18 protein-coding genes and 3 pseudogenes are annotated in these 21,873 nt (G+C 70.9%); 14 read left to right on the forward strand and 7 right to left on the reverse strand.

The window, feature by feature from the left end; all coding sequences use genetic code 11:
* The first annotated feature begins 107 nt into the window (after nucleotides 1-107).
* The 4 genes from ACFV57_RS21425 (at nucleotide 108) to ACFV57_RS21440 (ending at nucleotide 5,416) form a co-directional block, all read left to right on the forward strand.
* Nucleotides 108-650: a hydrogenase maturation protease gene (locus ACFV57_RS21425; protein ID WP_385234431.1), complete on the forward strand. Its 543-nt coding sequence runs from the start codon at nucleotides 108-110 to the stop codon at nucleotides 648-650.
* A 5-nt stretch (nucleotides 651-655) separates the two neighbouring features.
* Nucleotides 656-2,974, forward strand: a complete 2,319-nt coding sequence (gene hypF, locus ACFV57_RS21430) for a carbamoyltransferase HypF (protein ID WP_385234433.1) — start codon at nucleotides 656-658, stop codon at nucleotides 2,972-2,974.
* Between the two features lie 5 nt (nucleotides 2,975-2,979).
* The gene (gene hypC, locus ACFV57_RS21435; RefSeq protein WP_385234436.1) at nucleotides 2,980-3,978 is read left to right on the forward strand and encodes a HypC/HybG/HupF family hydrogenase formation chaperone; all 999 of its coding nucleotides are present in this window, start codon (nucleotides 2,980-2,982) and stop codon (nucleotides 3,976-3,978) included.
* Nucleotides 3,979-4,186: 208 nt separating this feature from the next.
* Nucleotides 4,187-5,416, forward strand: coding sequence for a lactonase family protein (locus tag ACFV57_RS21440; protein ID WP_385234439.1), 1,230 nt, complete (start codon nucleotides 4,187-4,189; stop codon nucleotides 5,414-5,416).
* A gap of 22 nt (nucleotides 5,417-5,438) precedes the next feature.
* On the opposite strand, the gene ACFV57_RS21445 is transcribed toward ACFV57_RS21440, so the two are convergent.
* Together ACFV57_RS21445 and ACFV57_RS21450 are read right to left on the reverse strand one after the other, a co-directional pair.
* Nucleotides 5,439-6,179 carry a dienelactone hydrolase family protein gene (locus ACFV57_RS21445; RefSeq protein WP_385234442.1) on the reverse strand — a complete coding sequence of 247 codons (741 nt, stop codon included), beginning with the start codon at nucleotides 6,177-6,179 and terminating at the stop codon, nucleotides 5,439-5,441.
* A 310-nt stretch (nucleotides 6,180-6,489) separates the two neighbouring features.
* Entirely contained in the window at nucleotides 6,490-7,149 is a 660-nt protein-coding gene (locus ACFV57_RS21450) for a TetR/AcrR family transcriptional regulator (protein WP_385234445.1), read from the reverse strand.
* A 165-nt stretch (nucleotides 7,150-7,314) separates the two neighbouring features.
* Between ACFV57_RS21450 and ACFV57_RS21455 the strand changes: the two genes are divergently transcribed.
* From ACFV57_RS21455 to ACFV57_RS21475, 5 genes are all read left to right on the forward strand, one after another.
* Entirely contained in the window at nucleotides 7,315-7,929 is a 615-nt protein-coding gene (locus tag ACFV57_RS21455) for a DUF6230 family protein (RefSeq protein WP_385234448.1), read from the forward strand.
* Entirely contained in the window at nucleotides 7,920-8,909 is a 990-nt protein-coding gene (locus tag ACFV57_RS21460) for a DUF6114 domain-containing protein (protein ID WP_385234451.1), read from the forward strand. The genes ACFV57_RS21455 and ACFV57_RS21460 overlap by 10 nt, the downstream gene beginning before the upstream one ends.
* Nucleotides 8,906-9,826, forward strand: a complete 921-nt coding sequence (locus ACFV57_RS21465) for a hypothetical protein (RefSeq protein ID WP_385234454.1) — start codon at nucleotides 8,906-8,908, stop codon at nucleotides 9,824-9,826. Before ACFV57_RS21460 ends, ACFV57_RS21465 begins: the two co-directional genes overlap by 4 nt.
* A 114-nt stretch (nucleotides 9,827-9,940) precedes the next feature.
* A complete protein-coding gene (locus ACFV57_RS21470; RefSeq protein WP_385234457.1) occupies nucleotides 9,941-11,239 on the forward strand; it encodes a GAF domain-containing protein in 1,299 nt (432 codons plus the stop codon).
* Between the two features lie 143 nt (nucleotides 11,240-11,382).
* Complete coding sequence (locus ACFV57_RS21475) at nucleotides 11,383-12,906, forward strand: aldehyde dehydrogenase family protein (protein ID WP_385234460.1); 1,524 nt, start codon at nucleotides 11,383-11,385, stop codon at nucleotides 12,904-12,906.
* Between the two features lie 159 nt (nucleotides 12,907-13,065).
* Here ACFV57_RS21475 and ACFV57_RS21480 read toward each other — a convergent pair whose 3' ends face one another.
* On the reverse strand, nucleotides 13,066-13,239 hold the full coding sequence (locus ACFV57_RS21480; protein ID WP_385234463.1) for an integrase: 174 nt from the start codon (nucleotides 13,237-13,239) through the stop codon (nucleotides 13,066-13,068).
* A 124-nt stretch (nucleotides 13,240-13,363) separates the two neighbouring features.
* On the opposite strand from ACFV57_RS21480, the pseudogene ACFV57_RS21485 reads away from it, so the two are divergent.
* Nucleotides 13,364-14,176, forward strand: a pseudogene (locus tag ACFV57_RS21485) (IS5 family transposase).
* Between the two features lie 132 nt (nucleotides 14,177-14,308).
* Here ACFV57_RS21485 and ACFV57_RS21490 read toward each other — a convergent pair.
* From ACFV57_RS21490 to ACFV57_RS21500, 3 genes and pseudogenes are all read right to left on the reverse strand, one after another.
* Nucleotides 14,309-15,529 (reverse strand): annotated as a pseudogene (locus ACFV57_RS21490) (aminoacyl--tRNA ligase-related protein); the annotation flags it as partial.
* 195 nt (nucleotides 15,530-15,724) lie between these two features.
* Nucleotides 15,725-16,387: a DedA family protein gene (locus tag ACFV57_RS21495; protein ID WP_385234466.1), complete on the reverse strand. Its 663-nt coding sequence runs from the start codon at nucleotides 16,385-16,387 to the stop codon at nucleotides 15,725-15,727.
* Entirely contained in the window at nucleotides 16,384-17,112 is a 729-nt protein-coding gene (locus tag ACFV57_RS21500; protein WP_385234469.1) for a class I SAM-dependent methyltransferase, read from the reverse strand. The genes ACFV57_RS21495 and ACFV57_RS21500 overlap by 4 nt, the downstream gene beginning before the upstream one ends.
* 132 nt (nucleotides 17,113-17,244) lie before the next feature.
* Here ACFV57_RS21500 and ACFV57_RS21505 point away from each other — a divergent pair, with 132 nt between their 5' ends.
* Entirely contained in the window at nucleotides 17,245-18,393 is a 1,149-nt protein-coding gene (locus ACFV57_RS21505) for a sensor histidine kinase (protein ID WP_385234472.1), read from the forward strand.
* Nucleotides 18,390-19,040, forward strand: a complete 651-nt coding sequence (locus ACFV57_RS21510; protein WP_385234475.1) for a response regulator — start codon at nucleotides 18,390-18,392, stop codon at nucleotides 19,038-19,040. Before ACFV57_RS21505 ends, ACFV57_RS21510 begins: the two co-directional genes overlap by 4 nt.
* Nucleotides 19,041-19,419: 379 nt before the next feature.
* On the opposite strand, the gene ACFV57_RS21515 is transcribed toward ACFV57_RS21510, so the two are convergent.
* Nucleotides 19,420-19,608 (reverse strand): hypothetical protein, encoded by a 189-nt coding sequence (locus ACFV57_RS21515; protein ID WP_385234478.1) that lies wholly within the window; start codon nucleotides 19,606-19,608, stop codon nucleotides 19,420-19,422.
* Nucleotides 19,609-20,098: 490 nt separating this feature from the next.
* On the opposite strand from ACFV57_RS21515, the gene ACFV57_RS21520 reads away from it, so the two are divergent.
* Both ACFV57_RS21520 and ACFV57_RS21525 read left to right on the forward strand, forming a co-directional pair.
* The gene (locus ACFV57_RS21520; protein ID WP_385234493.1) at nucleotides 20,099-20,449 is read left to right on the forward strand and encodes a hypothetical protein; all 351 of its coding nucleotides are present in this window, start codon (nucleotides 20,099-20,101) and stop codon (nucleotides 20,447-20,449) included.
* 732 nt (nucleotides 20,450-21,181) lie between these two features.
* Nucleotides 21,182-21,873, forward strand: a pseudogene (locus ACFV57_RS21525) (hypothetical protein); the annotation flags it as partial.

Genomic DNA, 21,873 nt, shown 5'->3' on the forward strand with positions numbered 1-21,873 from the left:
TCGAGGTCGCACTCTGACGGAGAAGGGCCCGGTATCCCGGAGTTCCGGCGGCTGTCGAACCCTGGTCCGGGCCCGTCGACCGGCCGCCTTCCGGACAGGAGAGTCCCATGCCACAGGCGCCACCCCGTATCGCAGTGATCGGCGTCGGCAACGCGTTCCGCCACGACGACGGCATCGGGCCGGCCGTCGTACGGCGCCTGCGCGAACGGGCCCTGGACCGCCCGCTGCCGCCGTCGGTCACGCTCGTCGACTGTGACGGGGAGACCGGACGGCTGATGTCCCTGTGGGAGGGCGCCGAGCTGGCCATCGTGATCGACGCCGCCCACGCCCACCCGGGCCACCCCGGCCGCGTCCACCGCTTCGACCACGAAGGCCCCTACGCCCACCGGGCGGCCACCAGTTCGCACGGCCTGGGCCTGGGGGAAGCCATCGAGCTGTCCGACGTACTCGGCCGCCTGCCGGGCAGACTGATCGTCCTCGCCGTCGAAGGCGCGGACACGACCCTGGGCACCGGATTGACGCATGCCGTCGCCGCGGCCGTCGACCGTCTCGCCGAGACCGTCGAGGCGGAAATCACCGCGCACAAGGACGATCGCGCACGGAACGCGAGCCGTCGCGTCGGCGGTGGTTCCCGCCCGGCGGACGGGTGAGTGCCATGGGCGGCGACCGGGAGGTGCGGCACTTCGAGGTGTACGGAACGGTCCAGGGCGTCGGCTTCCGCCCGTTCGTCCAGCGTCTGGCCTCCGGTCTTGATCTGGACGGCTGGGTACGCAACGTCGACGGCCATGTCGTCATCGACGTCGCCGGGACCCCGCGGTCGCTGCACCGCTTCGCTGCCGCCCTGCGGGCCCAGGCACCGCCCCTGTCCGTCGTACGCCGGATCCACACCTCTGCCGACGTCCCCGAACACCCGGTGGCCGGCAGCGGATTCACCGTACGTGCCAGCGCTGACGCCGGTACACGGCCCGCGCCGCGCGAGGTCCCACCGGACGCGGCGACCTGTGACGCCTGCCTGGCCGAGCTGTTCGACCCCCACGACCGCCGCTACCGCTACCCGTTCATCAACTGCACCGACTGCGGCCCGCGCGCCACCGTGATCACCGGGCTTCCGTACGACCGGCCCCGCACGACGATGCGTTCCTTTCCGCTGTGCCCGGCGTGCGCGGCCGAATACCGCGACCCGTCCGACCGGCGCTTCCGCGCCGAACCGCTCGCCTGCCCCGCCTGCGGGCCCCGGCTGTCCTGGCACGCGAACGGGCGGAACGCGACCGGGCCGGCGGCCCTCCAGGCCGCCGAGGAACTGATCGCGAGCGGCGGCATCGTCGCCGTCAAAGGGCTGGGCGGCTACCAGCTCATGTGCGACGCCGAACAGGCCCGGGCCGTCCTGCTCCTGCGCCGGCGCAAGCACCGGCCGCACAAGCCGTTCGCCGTGATGGTCACCGACCTGGCCACGGCGCGCCGCGTCGCCCGGCCGACCCGTACCGAAAGCCGACTGCTCGGCTCACCTGCCCGGCCCGTGGTGCTGGTCGCGGACGGGCCGTCCGGCGGGACGGCCGCCGCGGCCGTCCATCCCGGCACCGGACGCGTCGGCCTCTTCCTGCCCACAACCGGCCTCCACCACCTCCTCCTGCGCGACCTGGGCAGGCCGCTGGTGGTCACCAGCGGCAATCTGTCCGACGAGCCGATCGCGACCACGGACGACGACGCACGCGAACGTCTCGCCGGGATCGCCGACGGCTTCCTCGGCCACGACCGCCCGATCGCCGCCCGTTATGACGATTCCGTGACGCAGGCCGTACGGGGACGCGTCCTGACCATCCGGCGGGCCCGCGGGTACGCGCCCGCACCGCTGCCGCTGCCGGTGGCGGCCCGCACACCGGTCGTGGCGGCCGGCGCACAGACCAAGCACACCGTGACGGTGGCCGATGGCAGCCGTGCCGTGCTGGGCCCGCACACCGGAGACCTGTCCGACGCCCGCACGCTGGACGCCTTCGGGCGCTGCTACGCGGATCTCGTGGCGCTCACCGGCGTGACACCCGGCGCCGTGGCACACGACCTGCACCCCGGCTACCTGTCCACCCGGTGGGCAACGGAACTCTTCCCTCCCGAGCGACGCATCGCGGTCCAGCACCACCATGCCCACATCGCGGCCTGCGCCGCCGAACACCGGCTGCGCGGGCCGTTTCTGGGGATCGCCTACGACGGCCTGGGCTTCGGGGACGACGGCACGCTGTGGGGCGGCGAGGTCCTGGTCGCCGACTACACCGGCTACCGACGCGTCGGCCGGTTCGCCACCGCGCCGCTGCCCGGCGGCGAGGCCGCGGTCCGGCACCCGGCGCGGATGGCCCTCGGCTACCTGCACGGCCTCGAACCGCTCGGTGTGCCGCCACCGTCCCCCGAACTGGCCCGCCCCTTCACCGGCCGGATGGACCCGCACACGGTCGCGACGGTGCGCACCATGGTCCTGCGACGCCTCAACTGCCCCCGCGCCTCCAGCGCCGGCCGTCTCTTCGATGCCGCCGCGGCGCTGCTCGGCCTCGCCGACGACGTCTCCTACGAGGGGCAGGCCGCCGCGGCCCTGGAGAACGCCGCCGGCAGCGCCCGGCGGGCCGCCCTGCCCTGGCGCCTGGTCCGCGCCGACGGCCTGTGGGTCTACGACCCGGCGCCGACCCTGGTCGCGTTGCTCGACCAGCTCGGAGGCGGCACACCCGTACCGCTGCTGGCCGCCGCCTTCCACACGACGATCGCCGAGGTCACGGCCGCCCTCGTCGAACGGGCTGGCGTCGGCGGCGCCCCGCGCACCGTCTGTCTGGCGGGCGGCTGCTTCGTCAACCGCCGCCTGCTGACGGACGTGTCCCGGCTGCTGCGCGCCCAGGGGATGCGGGTGCTGGTCGGCAGTGCCGTGCCCGTCGGGGACGGCGGCATCAGCTACGGCCAGGCAGCGATCGCCGCCGCCCGACTGAAAGGGGGCTGACACCCATGTGCCTGGGCATCCCGGGACGCGTCCTGGAGACGTACGAGAGCACCGGACTGCACATGGCCCGCGTGGACTTCGGCGGAATCCGCCGCGAAGCGTGCCTGGCGTACACGCCGGAGGCCGCCGTCGGCGACTACGTCGTCGTCCACGTCGGCTTCGCCATCACCACCGTCGACGAGACCGAGGCGGCCCGCACGCTCGCCGTACTGCGCGCGATGTCGGACGCCGTGGCGGGCGAACTGGGCGAACCACTGCCCGCCGAGGTTCCTGCCGAGGAGGCGGAACAGCGGGGATGCAAGGATGCGGTCATGGAACAGACAGTGAGTCGGCAGGAAGCGTCGGAGGCGGTCCAGGATCACGGGTGGCGCTATGTGCTGGGTGCCTTGCAAACGTCGGTCACGGTGGGGACATTGGCCCAAGCGGTCAGCTTGGCAGCGGACGCCGCCGCCGTGTGTGGCGACGATGCCGATCGCCATCTCCGGATCGACGTCCGCGCCGATCGGGCCGTCTTCACTTTGCAGTCGTCGGACCGCGCAACGGTTACCGCCCGGGATATCGAACTCGCGCGCCGGATCTCCGCCGCCGCCGACAAGTCCGGGTTTCTGCCGGAGCCCGGGATCGGTGCGGGAGCACCACGGACCGTCCAGATTCTGGAGATCGCGATCGATGCCCTGGACATCGCCGGGATTCGCCCGTTCTGGAAGGCGGTGCTGGGCTATACCGACGAGGCGGGCACCGAAGGACCGGAGGAGCCGCTCGTCGACCCGGTCGGGCAGGGACCGGCCATCTGGTTCCAGCAGATGGACCGCGCGCGCCCGCAGCGCAATCGCCTCCACCTCGACATCAGCGTTCCGCACGACGAGGCCGCCCGACGGATCGAAGCCGCGCTGGCGGCCGGGGGCCGGCTTGTGTCCGCAACCGATGCCCCCGCTTTCTGGGTGCTTGCCGACCTGGAGGGGAACGAAGCCTGCGTCACCACGTGGCAGGGCCGGGACAGCTGAAGCCACGTGCTGGTCCGGCGACTCGCCGAAGGCCGCCGCGAGGACGGTTGCCCCGCCCGTCACGAAACGGCTCGAAGTGACCGCAGCTCCGGCCCGCGCGAGGGCCGGGTCACCACCGATGGCGGCATTGGTCTGGACCTGGAGGCCGTCGGGTCGCCATGCTGTTGACGAGCACACGCCAACCCCTCGGTGTGGAAAGGTGCCCGTCATGCCCCCACAGCCACGACAGCCCGTGGAGCACACCGGCCGGACCGCCGCTGCCTCCGGCCTCGCCCGCCGCTCGCTCATCGGGGTGCTGGGCGCCGGCGTGCTCGGCGCCGCGTCCGGCATCCCCGCGTCCGGCCTCCCGGCTTCCGCCGCGCGCGCCGTGCCCCCGCCCCGACGGCCGGAGCGCGCGGACCTGCGCCCGGTGTTCCTGGGTACGTACGGCAACGGCATCGTCTCCTGCACGTACGACACCACGACCGGCGCGCTGACCCGGCGGGGCGGCTTCCCGGCGGTGACCGACCCGTCCTTCCTCGCGGTCTCCCCCGACGGCAAGGTGCTCTACTCCCTCGACAACGGCGGACGGCAGGGTGCGGTGCGGGCCTTCGCCATCGGCGCCGGCGGCGCGCTCACCCCCCTGGGTCCGGCGCAGTCCACGGGCGGCGCCAACGTCACCCATCTGTCGGTACACCCCACCGGCCGCCATCTGCTCAGCGCCAACTACGGCGCGGGCAGCGTCGCGGCGCACCGGGTCAACGCCGACGGCAGCGTGGGCGCCCGTACCGCACTCGTCCAGCACACCGGCTCCGGACCGGACCCCGGGCGCCAGGAGGGTCCGCACGCGCACCAGATCATCACCGACCCCCGGGGCCGCCACGTCTTCGCCGTCGACCTGGGCACCGACAAGGTGTACACATACCGGCTCGACCCCGCGAGCGGCGCGCTGCGGCCGGTTTCCGAGACCCGCTCGGTGCCGGGCGCCGGCCCCCGCCACATGGTCTTCCACCCGACGGCCCCCTACGCCTACGTCGCCAACGAACTGAACAGCACCGTCACCGTCTACGGACACGATCCGGCGACCGGCGCGCTCACCCGCGGCGAGAGCCGGCCCACCGTCCCCGGCGGCTCGGGGGCGGCCGTCCGCAACTACCCCTCGGAGGTGGCGATTTCGGCTGACGGCCGGTTCCTCTACCTCTCCAACCGGGGGCACGAGAGCATCGCCCGGTTCGCCGTCACCGACGACGGTTCCGGCCTGCGCCTGGTGGACACGGTGCCCAGCGGCGGCTCCTGGCCCCGGCACATCGGCCTCGCGCCGTCGGGCACGCTGCTGTTCGCGGCCAACCAGTACGGCAGGACGGTCGGCGTCTTCACCGTGAACCGGGACACCGGCGCCCTCGCTCCCTCCGGGCCCCCCTTCACCACGTCCTCGCTCGGCTGCGCCCTGCCCATCTGACCCCGCCCGCCTGGGCCCGGCCTCACTTCAGATGCCGGGCGAAGAACCGGTTCCCGTCCTCCACCTCGAACCACGGGGTGCCGGTGTGCCCGCCCATGTTGGCGTGCAGCGTCTTCTCCTTGGAGCCGAATGCGTCGTACAGATCCAGGGCCCGCTGCCGGGGATTCCCCTCGTCGTCCCACTGCAACAGGAACAGCAGCGGAATGGTGACCTGCCGGGCCTCCTCGCGCTGGGCGCGAGGCACATACCCCCCGGCGAAGAGACCGGCGGCAGCGATGCGTGGTTCGGCCACCGCCAGCCGAATGCCGACGGCGGTCCACCCCGAGTACCCGACCGGTCCGCCGATTCCGGGCAGTGAAAGGAGGGCGTCCAGGGTGGTCCGCCATTCCGGTACCGCCGATTCGACCAGCGGGCCGATGAAGGATTCGAAGATCTCGTCGACCGGCTCGCCGGCCCGCATCGCCCGGCGCAGGTCGGCGCGAGCCTGCTCGTCGGCGGCGGAACGGGGCCGGTCACCGCACCCGGGGGCGTCGATGGTCGCCACCGCGTAGCCGTGTGCCGCGGATCGCCGGGCCCGGGCCACCAGCCGGGCCTCCCCCTTGGGCAGGCCGTTGTTGTGGGCCATCAGGATCAGCGGGGCCGGTGCGGCGGATGCGGCCGGTGCGGCGGATGCGGGCGTCCACAGGGTGCCGGGGGTCTCGCCGAGGATGAATTCGCGTTCGAGGACGCCGTCGTCGAGGCGTGCTTCGGAAGTGAATCGCATGGTCGTGCCTTTCGGGAGTGCTCTTCAGCGGCGCTCCCGGACGCCCTGTCGCCCGACCGTGACCCCGGAGGGGAGCACCCGTGTCGATACTGCGTTCACGGATACCACCTCCTCGTTCTTTCGCACGGCCACACGGAAAGTAGCAGGGGCCGCCGTGGCCCGCCAACGGATTTTCGCGCGGGCTCCGCGGCCGGATGCCACGGAACCCTCTGCGGCACCGCCGGGCGGTGTGCCGGGGCGCGATACCGCGGCCGCCCGCCACACGGTCTTCCGCCTCCGGCGTATCCGCCCGGTGCCCGCCTCCGGCCCGTCACGGGATGGGCGGCCGGCTCGGCGCCGGGCAGGCAGGCTCGAACTCCTCGATCAGGCGCAGGGTGTTGCCCAGTCCTCGTACGAGCAGCGAGCCGACCGTCTCCCGGTCCAGTTCCCGCTTCGCGATCCATTCGAGGGTGACGCCCTCCACGCTGGAGAGCCAGCCGACCAGTGCCGTACGGGCCAGCGCGGGTATCTCCGCACGGCCCCACGCGGCATGCGCGATGGTGCCGAGCAGCCGCTCGCGGACCTCCGCCCGGATGGCGAGCACCTGCGCGTCGAATCCGACGCCGCCGGTGACGATGGCGCGGTAGGCCGCCTGGTGGTGCTCGGCGTAGCGCAGATAGCCGTCGATCGTGTGCTGGACCCGTTCCACGGGCGGCAGGTCGTGGGTGCTCGCGGCGCGCCGGACCAGTTCGGCGACGGCGTCCTCGATGATCGCGAGGTAGTAGCCGCGCTTGTTCTTGAAGTAGTAGTAGATCAGGCCCTTCGCGACACCGGCCTGGCGGGCGATGTCGTCCATGGACAGGGCGTCGTAGGAGGTGTCGGCGAACAGTCTCCTTCCGATGGCGATCAGTTCGGCACGGCGCGCCTGCGAGCGTTCGGTGGTACGGGCGGCCCGTGGGGCACCGGGTCCGCGCTGTTGACTATTATTCAATTCGAGCCCTAGTCTCCAACTGCCACGGGTTTTCCGCAGTATGGCAGAGGTACGCCACCTGCGGCTTCGTCCCGTGACGGCTCCACACAGGCACTTCCCTCGCGCGCTCGCACGTATCCACGGCTGCGCCGGCAGCCGGCCCATCGCTGCCCCGGGGAGGAAGCAGTGAGCAAGAGCAGGCGGCCGTTGCCGCAGGGACGTACGTCCTGGAAGAAGACCGCGGTCACGGCGATTCCCGCGGTGCTCGCGGTCGGCGCGATGGCCTCGGTGATGGCCGAGGGCGCGCTCGCCGCGTCGTTCGCCGTCTCGGGCACCAACTTCCAGGTCACATCGGGAAAACTGACCAGCCGCGGGCTGGCCTCGTACGTGCACACCGACCGTGACGCGAGCGGCAAGGGGCACCCCGTCGCGCTGCTCGGCCTGGGCAAGGCGGTGCTGAGCGACATCTGCCAGGCGGCGGAGGTCAAGACGCCGCTGGGCACCGTGGTGTTCAAGCTGACCGCGGGCGGCGCCGCCGGGCAGGTCACCGCCGACAACCTCGTCATCGACGGCGAGGACCTGGTCGGCGACGCGCGGTTCGGTACGGCCCAGATCGGCCGGGACGCCTCCACCCTCGACCAGGTGCCCGGCGTCCAGGGCGAGAAGGGCAAGTTCGGGCTCCAGGCCGGGGACATCGAGGTCGCCGGGGTCAGGTCACACGCCTGGTCCGCCACCGGCGGCAACTTCCGCCTCAAAGGACTGCGGCTGGACGTGAGCCTGGACGGCAAGAAGTGCTTCTGAGCACCCGGCGCCCGGCCGCCGGACTGCCCTGGCCCGAGCGGCGGGCGGCGTTCCGCGGCTGGCGGCGGACCCGGCCGTTCTGGGCCGGACTGCTGCTGATCCTGGGCGGCGCGGAACTGCTGCTCGTACCGCTGTCGCCGCTGACCGTACTGATCAGTCTCGGACTGGGCGGGCTGGCCGCGATCGGCATCGGACTGGCGCTGATCGTGGCCGGGCTGTTCCTGTGGCTGCGCCCGGCCGCCCACCACTACGTGAGCCTGCACGCGCTGATCCTGTCCGTCCTGTCCTTCGCGGCGACCAACCTCGGCGGGTTCCTGGTGGGGATGGGGCTGGGCATCGCGGGGAGCGCCATGGGCTTCGGGTGGACGCCGTTGCGGGAGGAGGACGACGAGGACGGGGACCCTGCCACGACCGGCGAAGCCGGCCCGCGGGAGGGCGAAGGCCGGCCCGGCGGGGGCAACGGCGGCCGGACCAAGGCACTCGCCGTCACCCTGCCGGTCGTCCTGATCGCCGTCATCGGCACCCCCGGCGAACGCGCGCACGCAGCGGACATCCCGGCGCCGCCCACCCCGCCGACGGTGACCACCACGATGTTCGCGCCGAAGGGCTTCCTGCTGGCCGGGGTCACCGAGGTGCCGACGGTCAACGGCCCGGTCAAGGCGATGGTCCTGCGGATGAAGGCCGCCTCGCTCACGGACTACCGGCTCACCACCCGTGACGCCGGTGGCCCGCAACTACGCCTCGGCGCACGTAACTTGGACCTCAGCGGCAACGTGACGCTCTACCTCACCAAGTTCAGCGGCTGCCTGGAAGGGCTCGTCTGCCTGACCTTCACCCCCGACACGCTGCCGGTGCCGCCCGTCGTACCGCCCTTCGTCTTCATGACCGACGTGGACGCCGAACAGGCCCTGGTCACCTCCGATCTGATCGTCGCGGACGGGCTGACGCTCGACGCCGGGGCGGGAGCGAGGACGGCATGATCGGCCTGCCGGCCGCGCTGTTCTGGGCGTACGCCATCGGCTCGACGTTCGCGCTCTCCGCCGCCCGGCAGCTGCAGTTCCTCGAACGCCGCGCCACCGACCGTGCCGGGCTGCCCCGGCTGCTCGCCCCGCGCCTGATCAGCCGCGCCGCGAACCCGTATCTGTGCCTGACCCTCCTGTACGCCGCGGTGCTGCTGGTGCCGACCGGGCTGTTCCTGATGTGGCAGAACCCGTCCTGGTCGACGATGCACATCGCGGACAACCACCGCGGTGTCTGGGCGGGCTTCGCCCTCCTGTACGCGGGCGGCGTCGTGACCGCCACCCTCCTCGGCTTCCTGCTCGCCCAGGCCCTGTGCCTGGTCGGCGCCGGCTACTGGGCGTACCTGAACTGCGTCGGCGGACACTTCCTGCTCTTCGGCACCCTCGTACACGGCTGGGACGGCCAGGGCTACCGCCGCTTCCTGACCACCGACGCCGCCGCCCTGCACGCCTGGCCCGACGACAGTGTGATCAACAACGTGCTGCGCTTCCTGACCTCCGGCACCTTCCTGACCCTCCTGGTCCTCGGCGCCGCCGTCCTCGGCACCCTGCTGCTGACCGAGATCGGCTGGCTGGCCGAAGGCTGGCTCCTGCCGGGCGGCGCCCAGGACCGGAAGGTCCCGCGCCTGCTCGCCGTGGCCATCGCCGGGGCCGGCCTGTACGGGCTGCCGCTGCTCGGCGCCCTCCTGGCGAGCATGCTGGTCCGCTTCCTCGGCTTCCCCGCCGGACTCGCCGCCTTCGCCGTCGTGGCGGGGGCGCTCCTGCTGCCACGCCGCTCCCCCGTCCGCCGGCTGTACGGACTGGTCGGCCTCCCGAGCGGACATTGGCGCGCCACGGCGGACCTGCTGCCGGAGAAGCGGGTGACGGCGCGTCCCTGACCGTACGGGCACCCGCCGCGCCTGCCCCCAGCTCGCCCCGGGCTTTACTGCTCCGCCCCGTACGAGCACCATCGCTACGGGACGGGGGCAGCAGCCGCAACGGAGAGGTGACGCGTGGTCAACCCTTGGCTGGCGATGGAGTCGGGAGCCGACCCCGTGGAACGCACCCGAACGCTACGGCGCGCCCACGAGCAGTTCCTGGCGGGCGGCCCGGTGGCCCAGCCCGTCCGCCGGGTGGTGGCCGACTCCTGGCGCCGGTCGGCGTCCGCACACGCCACGCTCGACGGGCCGGCGCCGATCGACCTGGACGAGCCCGAGCTTCGCGCCTACCGCGACGGACACCCGCTGGCCCGCGCCATGCCGGTCTTCCGGGACCTGCTGGGCGCCTTCGCCCACGACGGCGCCCACCTGCTCGCCGTCTGCGATCCGCAGGGCCGGATGCTGTGGGTCGAAGGCCACCCCGGCGTACGGCGGCACGCGGAACGCATGAACTTCGTCGCCGGCGCCCGCTGGGACGAACGGCACGCCGGCACCAACGCCCCCGGCACCGCGCTCGCCGCCGACCACGCCGTACAGATCTTCGCGACCGAGCACTACAACCGGCGCGTACAGCAGTGGACCTGCGCGGCGGCACCCCTGCACGACCTGCGGACCGGCCGGCTGCTGGGCGCCGTGGACATCACCGGCGGCGACCACCTGGCCGGCCCGCACATCCTGGCCCTGGTGCAGGCCACCGCCCGGGCCGCCGAAGCCCACCTGGCCTCGCACCCGGAACGGACGGCACCCACCGCTCACTTGACCGTCCTCGCCCGGGACGAAGCACTACTGGTCGTGGACGGCCGCGCCCTGCGTCTCGGCCGCCGGCACAGTGAAATCGTGCTGCTGCTCGCCCGGCATCCGGAAGGCCTCACGGGCGACCGGCTGGCCACCCTCCTCTACGGAGAGCGCGACGTCCGCCCGGTGACCCTCCGCGCGGAGATGTCCCGCCTGCGCCAGGTGGTGGGCCCGCTGCTCGACTCGCGCCCGTACCGCCTGACCACAACCGTGCGGACGGACCTGGCCGAAGTGGAAGCGGACCTGGCCGCCGATGACCTGGCAGCAGCGCTACGCGCCTACCGCGGCCCTCTCCTCCCCCTCTCGGAGGCCCCCGGCGTCCGCCGCCTCCGCTCCCTCCTGGAAGACCGGCTGCGCCGGGCCGTCCTCACCCGCCGCGAACCGGAAACCCTGCGCCTGTGGGCCGACACCCCCTGGGGCGAGGACGACTTGCAGATCTGGGAGGCCCTGGAAGCCACCACACTTCCCGAAGACACCGGAACAACGGCCAGAGCAGCCCACCTCCGCACGACCTACTCCCTCCCCATCCCCCCACCCTCAACTCCCTCACCCACAACTTCCTCACCCGCCACTCCCTAGCCCACCCCCCTCCACACCGCCCGTGCTCTCCTCCCCCTTTCCCACCACACCCGCAACCTCCCCGCAACGTCCCCGCCCCTAGCCTGCGCACGGCGCCCCGCCGCGGGAGCGGAGGCGCGATCCGAGAGCGATTGGGAGCCCCCATGGCCCGCTACGCGAACCCTGGTTCCGCCGACGCCGTGATGTCCTACCGGAGCCGCTACGACCACTGGATCGGCGGCGAGTACGTACCGCCCGCCAAGGGTCAGTACTTCGAAAACCCCACCCCGATCACCGGACAGCCGTTCACCGAGATCGCCCGCGGCACGGCCGAGGACGTGGAACGCGCCCTCGACGCCGCCCACGCCGCCGCACCCGCCTGGGGCCGCACCGCCCCGGCCGAACGCGCCCGGATCCTCAATCGGATCGCCGACCGCATGGAGGACAACCTCCAGTCCCTCGCGGTCGCCGAAACGTGGGAGAACGGCAAGCCCGTCCGCGAGTCGCTGGCCGCCGACCTCCCCCTCGCCATCGACCACTTCCGCTACTTCGCCGGCGCCATCCGCGCCCAGGAGGGCACCCTCTCCCAGCTCGACGACGACACCGTCGCGTACCACTTCCACGAGCCGCTCGGCGTCGTCGCGCAGATCATCCCCTGGAACTTCCCGCTCCTGATGGCCGCCTGGAAACTGGCCCCGGCCCTCGCCGCGGGCAACACCGCCGTCCTCAAACCCGCCGAACAGACCCCCGCCTCCATCCACTACTGGATGAGCCTGGTCGCCGACCTGCTGCCGCCCGGCGTCGTCAACCTCGTCAACGGCTTCGGCGCGGAGGCCGGCAAACCCCTCGCCTCCAGCCCGCGCGTCGCGAAGATCTCCTTCACCGGCGAGACCACCACCGGCCGCCTGATCATGCAGTACGCCTCCGAGAACCTGAAGCCAGTCACCCTCGAACTGGGCGGCAAGAGCCCCAACCTCTTCTTCGACGACGTCTCCGCCGCCGACGACGACTTCTACGACAAGGCCCTCGAAGGCTTCACCATGTTCGCCCTCAACCAGGGCGAAGTCTGCACCTGCCCGTCCCGCGCCCTCATCCAACAGGGGCACTACCAGGACTTCCTGGCCGACGGCGTCGCCCGCACCGAGCGCATCGTGCAGGGCCACCCGCTGGACACCGACACCATGATCGGCGCCCAGGCATCCAACGACCAGCTCGAAAAGATCCTCTCCTACCTCGACATCGGCCAGAAGGAAGGCGCCCGCGTCCGCACCGGCGGCACCCGCGCCGAACTCGGCGGCGAACTGGAAGGCGGCTACTACGTCCGCCCCACCATCCTCGAAGGCACCAACGACATGCGCGTCTTCCAGGAAGAAATCTTCGGTCCGGTCGTCGCCGTCGCCCCCTTCACCGACTTCGACCACGCGATGACCCTCGCCAACGACACCCTGTACGGCCTCGGCGCCGGCGTCTGGACCCGCGACACCAACACCGCCTACCGAGCCGGCCGCACCATCCAGGCCGGCCGCGTCTGGACCAACTGCTTCCACGCCTACCCGGCCCACGCCGCCTTCGGCGGCTACAAGCAGTCCGGCATCGGCCGCGAGACGCACAGGATGATGCTGGATCATTATCAGCAGACGAAGAATTTGTTGGTGAGCTACTCGCCGAAGAAGATGGGGTTCTTCTAGGAGCCCGAGAAGGGCGCCTGGCCTGCACTTATACAGACCAGGCGCCCTTCGCGACACCCCCGAGGGGAGGTAGCCAAATATTCCCCTCCTCCCAATATGCCCCACCCATACACCCGTCCTGACCAGCCGTTCCGGGCCATACGCGGGCCAGAGTCCCGTTCACTCCCCAGCCGTGGTCTCCGTGCTGCCGTCCCACCGGCGCATCGATTCCTCGATCAGGTGGTTGGCGTGATCACGAGCCTCGGCGAGGAACTTGGCGTAGTAGCGGAACAGCACCTGGATGCTCTGCCCGGCCCGGCGGGCGCACTCGGCAGGATCGACGCCGAACGCCAACCAGAACGAAATGAGTGCATGACGAAGGTCGTAGGGGCGCCTGGCCAGCTCCTGCGCCTGCTCGCCGAGGCTGAGTGCGGCCTCGCGCGCGTCGCCACGTCACGTTTTGGGGTAGGCCGCCTTTATGGGGAGTGGGCGTTGGGACTGGATTGTTCCGGACGGGTTGTGGGAGGTCGCGGAGCCTTTGCTGCCCGCCGCGAGAGTGCGGCCGCAAGGCGGCGGGGTGGCGAACATCGATGATGAGGCGGTCTTCGCGGCGATCGTCTATGTGCTGGTCAGCGGGTGTGCCTGGCGGGCACTGCCACCATGCTTCGGTGCATCGAAGTCGACCGTGCACCGCCGCTTCGTCATCTGGTCCCGGGCCGGTCTCTGGGGCCGACTGCACCACAAGGTCCTCCAGCTCCTGGACACGCGGGACCTGGTGGACCTGTCCAGGGCGGTCCTCGACGCCGCCTGCGTCCGCGCCAAAAGGGGGCGAACGTGCAGGTCCGTCACCCGTGGACCGGGGTAAGCCCGGTTCCAGGACGCACATCCTGTCCGATGCGGCAGGACTGCCCCTACGGGTCAAAATCTCCGCGGCCGGCACCCACGACAGCCTCGCGCTGAAGCCGATGCTGTCCCATATCCACATGGGACACGAATCCCACGCAGACCGGTCAAAGCCCCGGCGTCTGCACGCGGACAAGGCATACGACATCCCCCACCTGTGGCGACGGCTGGGGGGCCAGCGCATCGGTGTCCGCATCGCCCGCAAGGGCATCGACTCCAGCGAACGCCTGGGGCGTCGCAGGTGGGTGATCGAAAGGACGATGTCCTGGCTGACCGGCTACCGCCGGCTCAGCCCCGCTACGAACGCCATGCACGCAACTACCTGGCCTTCCTCGGCCTCGCCGCCGCCCTCTGCTGCTACAAACGGCTCCTCAACCTCACCATGTAGGACGCCGTCTAAGGGGAGGCGGCCGGAGTCGGAAAGAAGCAGCCGTGGAGCCGCACGAAGAACGAGCGGGCCAACCGCCACCGCCGCGGCAGTAAGGGCGGCTGGCCCACCGTGATCGCGGCGCCTGCTTGAGGCCGGGTCGGTCCACAGTTCGGTGCTGTGCTCCCCGATGAGAGCGCTGATGTGGGTGAGTGCGTTGCTGACCGGCTGCGGGTCGAGTCGGCGTCCGTCACGCAAGCGCAGTGCGACGTGATCGTCAGCGGCCTCCTTGGCTCCGATGACGGCTTGGTAGGGAACCAGGCGGGCCTCTCGGATTCGGGCGCTCAGGCTGCCGCGGTCCGGCCCCGCGATCTGGGCACGCAGTCCCAGACGGGTGCAGCGTTGGGCGAGGGTTGCGGCGTTCGGCAGTTCGGTGTCGGAGATCGGGAGGATCACCAGCTGAGTGGGAGCGAGCCAGGCGGGGAAAGCACCGCCGTGCTGTTCGATGAGATGGGCGACGGCTCGCTCCACACTGCCGATGATGCTGCGGTGGACCATGACCGGGCGGTGCTTGGCGCTGTCCGCGCCGATGTAGTGCAGGTCGAACTGCTCGGGCTGGTGGAAGTCGGCTTGGACGGTGGACAGGGTGGACTCCCGGCCAGCGCCGTCGGTGACCTGGACGTCGATCTTGGGGCCGTAGAACGCGGCCTCTCCCCCGGCCGCCTCGTAGGGCAGGCCGGAGCGGTCCAGGACGCCGGTCAGAAGGGCGGTGGAACGCTGCCACTTTTCGGGTGCGGGAACGTACTTGCCACCGGGCCCCGGGAGGGAGGGCCGATAACGAGTGGGGGTGATGCCGAGCGCCTCGTACGCCTGGCGAATCATCTCCAGCGCCGCCTGCGCCTCCTCCGCGACCTGGTCCAGGGTGCAGAAGATGTGCGCGTCGTTGAGCTGGATGGCCCGCACCCGGGTCAGCCCACCGAGAACGCCCGAGAGTTCGGAGCGGTACATGCCGCCCAGTTCGGCCATCCGCAGGGGCAGTTCGCGGTAGCTGTGGGAGCGGGAGCGGTAGATCACCGCATGATGGGGGCACAGGCTCGGCCGCAAGACGACCTGCCGGCGGCGGTCGAGGAAGCCGCGGTAGGTGCGGATTAGGTCGTCCTGGAAGACCGCGAGGTATGCCTGAGTGGTCGTCAGAGCTTTGTGTCCGAGGATGCGGGCGGCGATGTGGACGGGCAGCCCGCCGGTCACGGCCTCGGTCGCGAACATCCTGCGGAAGTCGTGGGGCGTGTAGCGCATCGGGGTGCCTGCCTGGTCGCGCAGCCCCCTCCGTTCCAGGGCCTTGCGGAGCAGGCGGGCGACCGTGTTCTGGCCCATGACCTGCGGCTGCCGGTAGTGGCGGCGCTGGAAGAGGTGCGGCAGCAGCGGCCCGGTGGCGCGTTCGTGTTCGTCGTAGCGAGCGACGAGCGGGATCTTGCCGCAGTTGGCGTCGCGGAGGCGTCTGATGATCGATGGAGGTCGGCGGCCCACTATGAAACGTGCTCGCCCGAAGGGTCGTTTGTGACAGGGCCCTCAGGTGTGCAGGGCGGCCGGGGTGGGGGACGCGGTCGGGCTCTTGCTGTCGGCTGCCCGGCTTCGGCTACGGTGTCGGATCTTGTGCACGGCCAGTGCGATGGTGGCGATCACTGCTACGGCGGCTGCGAGGGCCGGGCCACCGTAGGTGATGACGTGCTGGAAGGAAGCAACCGCGGCGTATCCGGCGATGGCCTCAGCGCCGGCCCATAAAGGGGCGGCGAGCAGGCTGTAGGGGGCGATGCGGCGGTAGGGCAAGCGGGTCGCCCCCGCCAGGTGTGGGGTCAGGGTTCGTACGACGGGGACGAACCGGGAGAGGAAAACGGCCTGCCCGCCGCGTCGGTTCATGAGGGCTTGCGCCCGTTGCCAGGCGACGGCGGGGATGCGGCGGCCGATGCGGCCGGTTCGCAGGCGGCTGCCGAGCAGGTGCCCGGTACGGTGGCCGAGCGCGTCACCGGCCAAGACCGCGCTCGCGGCGGTGGCGATGATCAGGACGAGGTTGAGGTCGCCGGCGCGGGCCAGGGCGCCGGAGGCCAGCAGAAGGGTCAGGGTCGGGATGAACGCGCCCAGCAGCAACACGGACTCAGCCAGCACCGCGGCGGCCAGAATCGCGTAAGCGGCTGGAGCGGGGACGTGGCCGATCAGACCTGCCAGCGTATTCACAGGGCCACTCCGGCCGCGATGTCCAGCGCTGCCGGTACGGCCCCAGGAAGAGGGCGGCGCAGCTGCCAGACGTTGGCCGGGGGCAGGTTGCCCCACACGGTCCAGCACCCGGTGGCATACCGACGCCGGTAGTCGGCGAGGACTTCCTCGACGGCACGGTGGCGGCGAGCCTCGGCGCGGGAGGCAGTGAGGAAGCGGACGTAGCGGGTGCCGCAGTAGGCGAAGTAGGTGAGGATGCCGCCGGGGTGGAGCAGTTCCATGTACCGGTTCATGATTGTCTCGACCTGGGCGGGGGTGAAGTTGGTGAACGGCAGGCCGGAGACGATCACGTCGTAGGGGTGGCCGATGTCGAGCTGTTCGACCAGGGTGTGGTGGACGTGGATCCGTTCCCTCTCGCCGACCAGCCGCGGATGGGTGCGGACGAGGCGGCGCAGCTGGGAGACGAAGCGCCCGTTGGCCTCGACGATATCCAGTCGGCTGCCTGGGGAGAGGCGAGGAAGCAAGGTGCGGGTGACTGAGCCGGTGCCTGCGCCCGCTTCCAGGACGTTCAGTGGCTGCATTCCGTGCTCCTGGACCGGGGCGGTGAGCAGGCGGGCGAGCGCTTTGCTGCTGGGAGCGATGGCTCCGGTGGTGCGCAGGTCGCGGGCTGCTTCGATGAGGAACATCCAGCCCTCGGCGTTGCGCTGCGCGAGGACACGGTCGTGTGAGGTGGTCCAGTTGTCCATGGCGTCGACGCTAAAGACGCTCTCACCTCTGCGGATCGTCCCTTTTACGACCGCCTTCCCCTACGAAAGTAGGGGGGTGTCATGGCAGAACGTCGGCGGTGGAACCGGCGGCCGTCTGCCTACGCTGCACAGGTGGAACGGGAATGGAGCCGCAGATGGGCCGCGTACGGGCGCTACGCATTGGTGGTACTGCTGACCCTGGGTGCTGTGCAGAATGGGACATTGTCGAGCGGCGGCCAGTACGTCACCGTCCGTAGCGCGGTGCTGCTGACGTGCGGGCTGGCTCTGCTGTCGAGCCAGCGGTGGTGGCCGGCTCCGGCTCTGACCACGGTGGCCACGGGCGTGTGGGGGTGGCCTGGACTGCCGTTGCTCCTGATCGCCCTGTTCGACCTTGCCGACCGGCGACGTATCAGGGCAGCCGTGGCCTGCTCTGCCGTGGCGCTCGCCGGCAATGCCGTCCTTAGCCCGGCTGCGTCTTTGTGGATCCCGCAGCAGTACGGCTCGATGCTCTTCCTGATACTGGCCGTGATCGGCGGGCTGTGGATGGGCAACCGGCGCCGCCTGGTCCAGGCACTGAATGCCCAGGTAAAGCATCTGCGGACCGAACGGGAACTACGTGAGCAGGCTGCGCGGATGGCGGAACGTTCCGCGATCGCGGCGGAGATGCACGATGTGCTCGCCCACCGGCTCAGCCTGATCGCCCTGCACACCGGCATCATGGCCACCAAAAAGGACACGCTGCCCGATCCCGTCATCGAACGCCTCAGCCTCTTGCGCACCGCCTCGACCGACGCCCTGACCGACCTGCGCGACGTGCTCGGCGCCCTGCACACCGCCGAGCCCCTGTCCGCCGCGAATCCGCCCGCACCGGTCCTGCGTGACGTCGAAGAGATGATCGAGCAGGCGCGGTCGGCAGGACAGGCCATCAGCGTGACCGTGGAGGGCAGGCCCGCACAGGCGCCCGCTGCTCACCGGCTGGCCGTCTACCGGTTGGTCCAGGAGGCGTTGACCAACGCCCGCAAGCACGCACCCGACGCACCAGTCTGCGTCCGCGTCGCCTACGCGCCGCCCGACACCCTGGTCGAGGTCACCAACCCGCCCGGTACCGGCCTGACTGGCGCCCAGCAAGTCTCTTCCGGATTCGGCCTGATCGGCCTGCGCGAGCGGGTCGAAGCACTCGGCGGACACCTGAACGCCGGACCCGGCGGCGCCGGAACCTGGCGTCTGGCCGCCCGCATCCCTCACCCCACCGGATCCCACCAGAACGGCCCCCGCCCATGATCCGCGCCATGGTCGTCGACGACGACGCCCTCGTCCGTCTCGGACTGACCGACCTCCTCGGCAGCGACGCCACCAACGATGTCGTCGCCCAGGCAACTGACGGACTCCATGCCATCGAGCAGGCAACCGCCCACCGTATCGACGTCGCCCTGGTCGACGTCCGCATGCCCCGCATGGACGGCATCACCGCCACCAGACGGCTGCGCGCCCTGCCTCACCCTCCCAAAATCATCACCCTGACCACCTTCGACCTCGACGAGTACGTCTACAACGCACTGGCTGCCGGGGCCGATGGCTTCCTCCTCAAGGACACCGACCCGGCCGAGATCCTGCGCGCCGTCCACCTCGTCGCCGCCGGCTCCGCCATGCTCCACCCCACCGCTGCCCGCCGTCTCATCGACCGCTACCACCACACGGGCCGCCCCCAGATCACCCAGGCCCAAGCCCGCATCGACACCCTCACCCCGCGCGAAAGGGACGTCCTGACGCTGCTCGCCCAAGGAGACACCAACGCCGACATCGCGAAAAGCCTCGGTATGCAGGAGAGCACCGTGAAATCGCACGTCAGCCGCATTCTGACCACTCTGGGTGTTACCAACCGTGTCCAAGCCGCGCTCTTGGCCCGCGACGCGGGCCTCACTCCCTGAGATCCGCTCCAACCTCACCGTCGCCGAAGGCCTGCCAGCTCACCGGAGCAGCCCTCGGATCCACTACCGCGCTTGGCCCTGCCGGGACTAGACCGAGATCGACGCGACTGTTCATGTCCAGATCGAACCGGCCGTAGGCGTTCACGTGGGTCCAGCACAGCGTGGACAGAGCCCACACAGCGCGGCGGTCGGCGTGAGCGCCCTGTCGTCGCGGTGCCGGTCTCGGCGGTCCGAACAGGCAGCCGCCGCGGGAACGAGGAGCGCAAGAGTGACCAGCACGGGCATGGCGCGGGTCGGGCAGGCATGGGCAGAGCGCCTTTCGCTCAGCAGGGGCGCCGTGCCCGTACAGCGGCGGGCACGGCACTGGGGAGTGGGCGGGTCAGTGCGGAGCGGGACTGTCGGCGATCACCAGGAATTCGTCGGCGTGCAGGTCCATGACGCCCCGGGCGGGCTGTCCCTGGGCCTGTTTGTGGGCGGTGTACTGGTCCACGGGCCATGAGCCGTACGGGCCGGCGGCAGGGAAACGCTTGAGGACAGTGCGCACCGGGCGCGTGGGCTGGTCGGTCATCAGGACGCCTCCTGATCGGTGAAGGAAAGCTGACGTATGGGGTGTGCTGTGCGGGGTGCAGGAGGCCGGAGAGGTCGTCGGTCCGCGGATCTCGCAGATCGAACGACTCAAGTCCTAGGTCGCCGGGATCAAGGAACGCCTGGCTCAGCGGAACGAGACCGTTGCCGAACTCACCACATTGCCGTCTCGCGCTTGGCAGCACAGCACGACGAGATCATGCGTCTACGGGAACAGGCCGCAGCCCCCGGCAACGTCCGCCGCCTGCCCGCCGCCCGCCCCGGAACGGCCCCGCACGGATCGTGCAGCTGAGCCTGACGGCTACCGACGGGTTCGAGTACGGCGAGGGAGCCCGTCAGCGTGGCCTGCCGTGGTCCCTCGCCGTACGCACCATTGCACTCTTACGAGGTTGTGGGCGAAGTTGCCGTCTCACGTCGGGATGGCAGTTTCGTGTAGCGGGAACCGGGAGGCTGGAGTGATCGTCATGCAGAGCATGCCTTCTGTTCTCATTCTCGGTTTCGACCCTCACGCAGTGCCTGGTATGGACGGGGACGCCATGCGCGCGGTCCTGGACAAGGAACTGGCCCGCTTTGGCGAACATGCCATCGACGCTTCCATGGCGCTGATCGCGCCGGACGCATCAGCCGAGTCCACGGTGGTCGCGGCGCTTTCCAGGCAAGACTGGGACGTCGTCGTCATCGGGGGTGGGATACGCAAGCCGGAACCCCTTGCGACGTTCTTCGAGCAGGTCGTGAACCTGGTCCGACGCCACGCACCGGGCGCCTCCATCGCGTTCAACACCAGCGGCGGCGACAGCGTCGAGGCAGCCCAGCGGTGGCTGTGAAGCCCAGCCCTGGTACTGCACCGCCTGGCCGCCGTCAGGTGACGGACATCTGATTCCGCCTGTCCCGGTCACGGCAGCACCCGTCAGCAAAGATCAACTGGGACGGGGGAACTGGACGTCACGTTCAGCCGGCCGCACGGCTTCCTCGTGTGTCACGACGAAGAAACGGGCCCGTGCGGCCTTGCCCCACCCTGCCTTCACGGGCATCTCCCGTGCACATCCCGGTGCTTTGACCGAGGAGTTGGTCGGCCCGTGGACCGCGCGGGGTGAGCCCGCGCTGCACGAGCGGCGCGGCGGCAAGCACAAGCAGCAGCCCGGCGCCGGGCCCGAGCACGACCTGGTCCTCACCGACCGGGTGCTGGTCACCCCGGTCCATTTGCGCACCCACCTCCCGCACGCCGCACTCGCGGAGCTCTACGGCCTGGAGCGGTCCACTATCACATCACCCGCGCAACCGGTGAGATGCGTCCGCTGCCGGCCAAGCGGGCTTCGCGGTCCCCGACCGGCCCGGGCTGCGGCTGCGCACGCTGGCGGACGTGCGCGCCTACGCCGAAGCCGAGAACGGGAAGCTGCGGATCGACGGCACCGAAACCCAGGCCCGCCGCCCCCGGGCCCACCGTCCCGGACGCTGCGCGTTCGTCTGCGGGAAGAAGAAGCAGAACACATGCAAAACCACCACGGTCAGTGACGGCCAGGGCCCCCCTGTGGTCTGGAGCCGACCGGCCCGGAAGAATGCACGACCAGACCGCAGTCCGCACCGAGGGCATCGCCGAACAGCTCCGCCTCCACCCGAATGTGAAAGCCGAGGTCGACGAGGACTACCGGGGCCTTGCGGACGAGTTCCCCGACCAGGTCAGCGCGCCGCCGAAGAAGCCGAAGGGCGACGCTCCGCCCGGAGACCGGTACGCCCGGCGCGAGCAGCGGCGCCGCCAGTCCTCCGCGCGGAGCTGCGTCGAGCACGCCAACGCCGAGCACAAGCAGTGGCGTCCGCTGCAACGCTTCCTCGGACACCGCGAAAACCACCCGGCCACCCACCGGGCCATTGCCGGCCGGGTCTCCGACCGCGCCGCCCAGCGGGCCACCCGAGGCAAGCCGAGCACCGAACTCGTGCCCGTACACACGACGGCCTGCTCAATCACCCCCCAGCCAACCCTCCAGACCAGCACGCCCCGACCTCATTCGCTCACAACCTCGTTAGGGCTTGCAGAGAATCAAGGTGTTGCTTCCCGTGATTCGGCTCGTTGGTGTGGTATGTGCATCTCCGACGAGGTCCGTGGTCAACTCGCTGTGAAGTTCGAAGTGCTGTTCCCGCACTTGGACGAGCGGCAGCGCCGTCTGCTGATGGGTGCCGAGGCCCGGATCCTGGGACACGGTGGGATCCGGGCCGTCGCCCAGGCGGCCGAGGCCAGCGAGTCCACCGTCCG

The sequence above is a fragment of the Streptomyces sp. NPDC059788 genome (genome assembly GCF_042732265.1).
Taxonomy (GTDB): Bacteria; Actinomycetota; Actinomycetes; order Streptomycetales; family Streptomycetaceae; genus Streptomyces.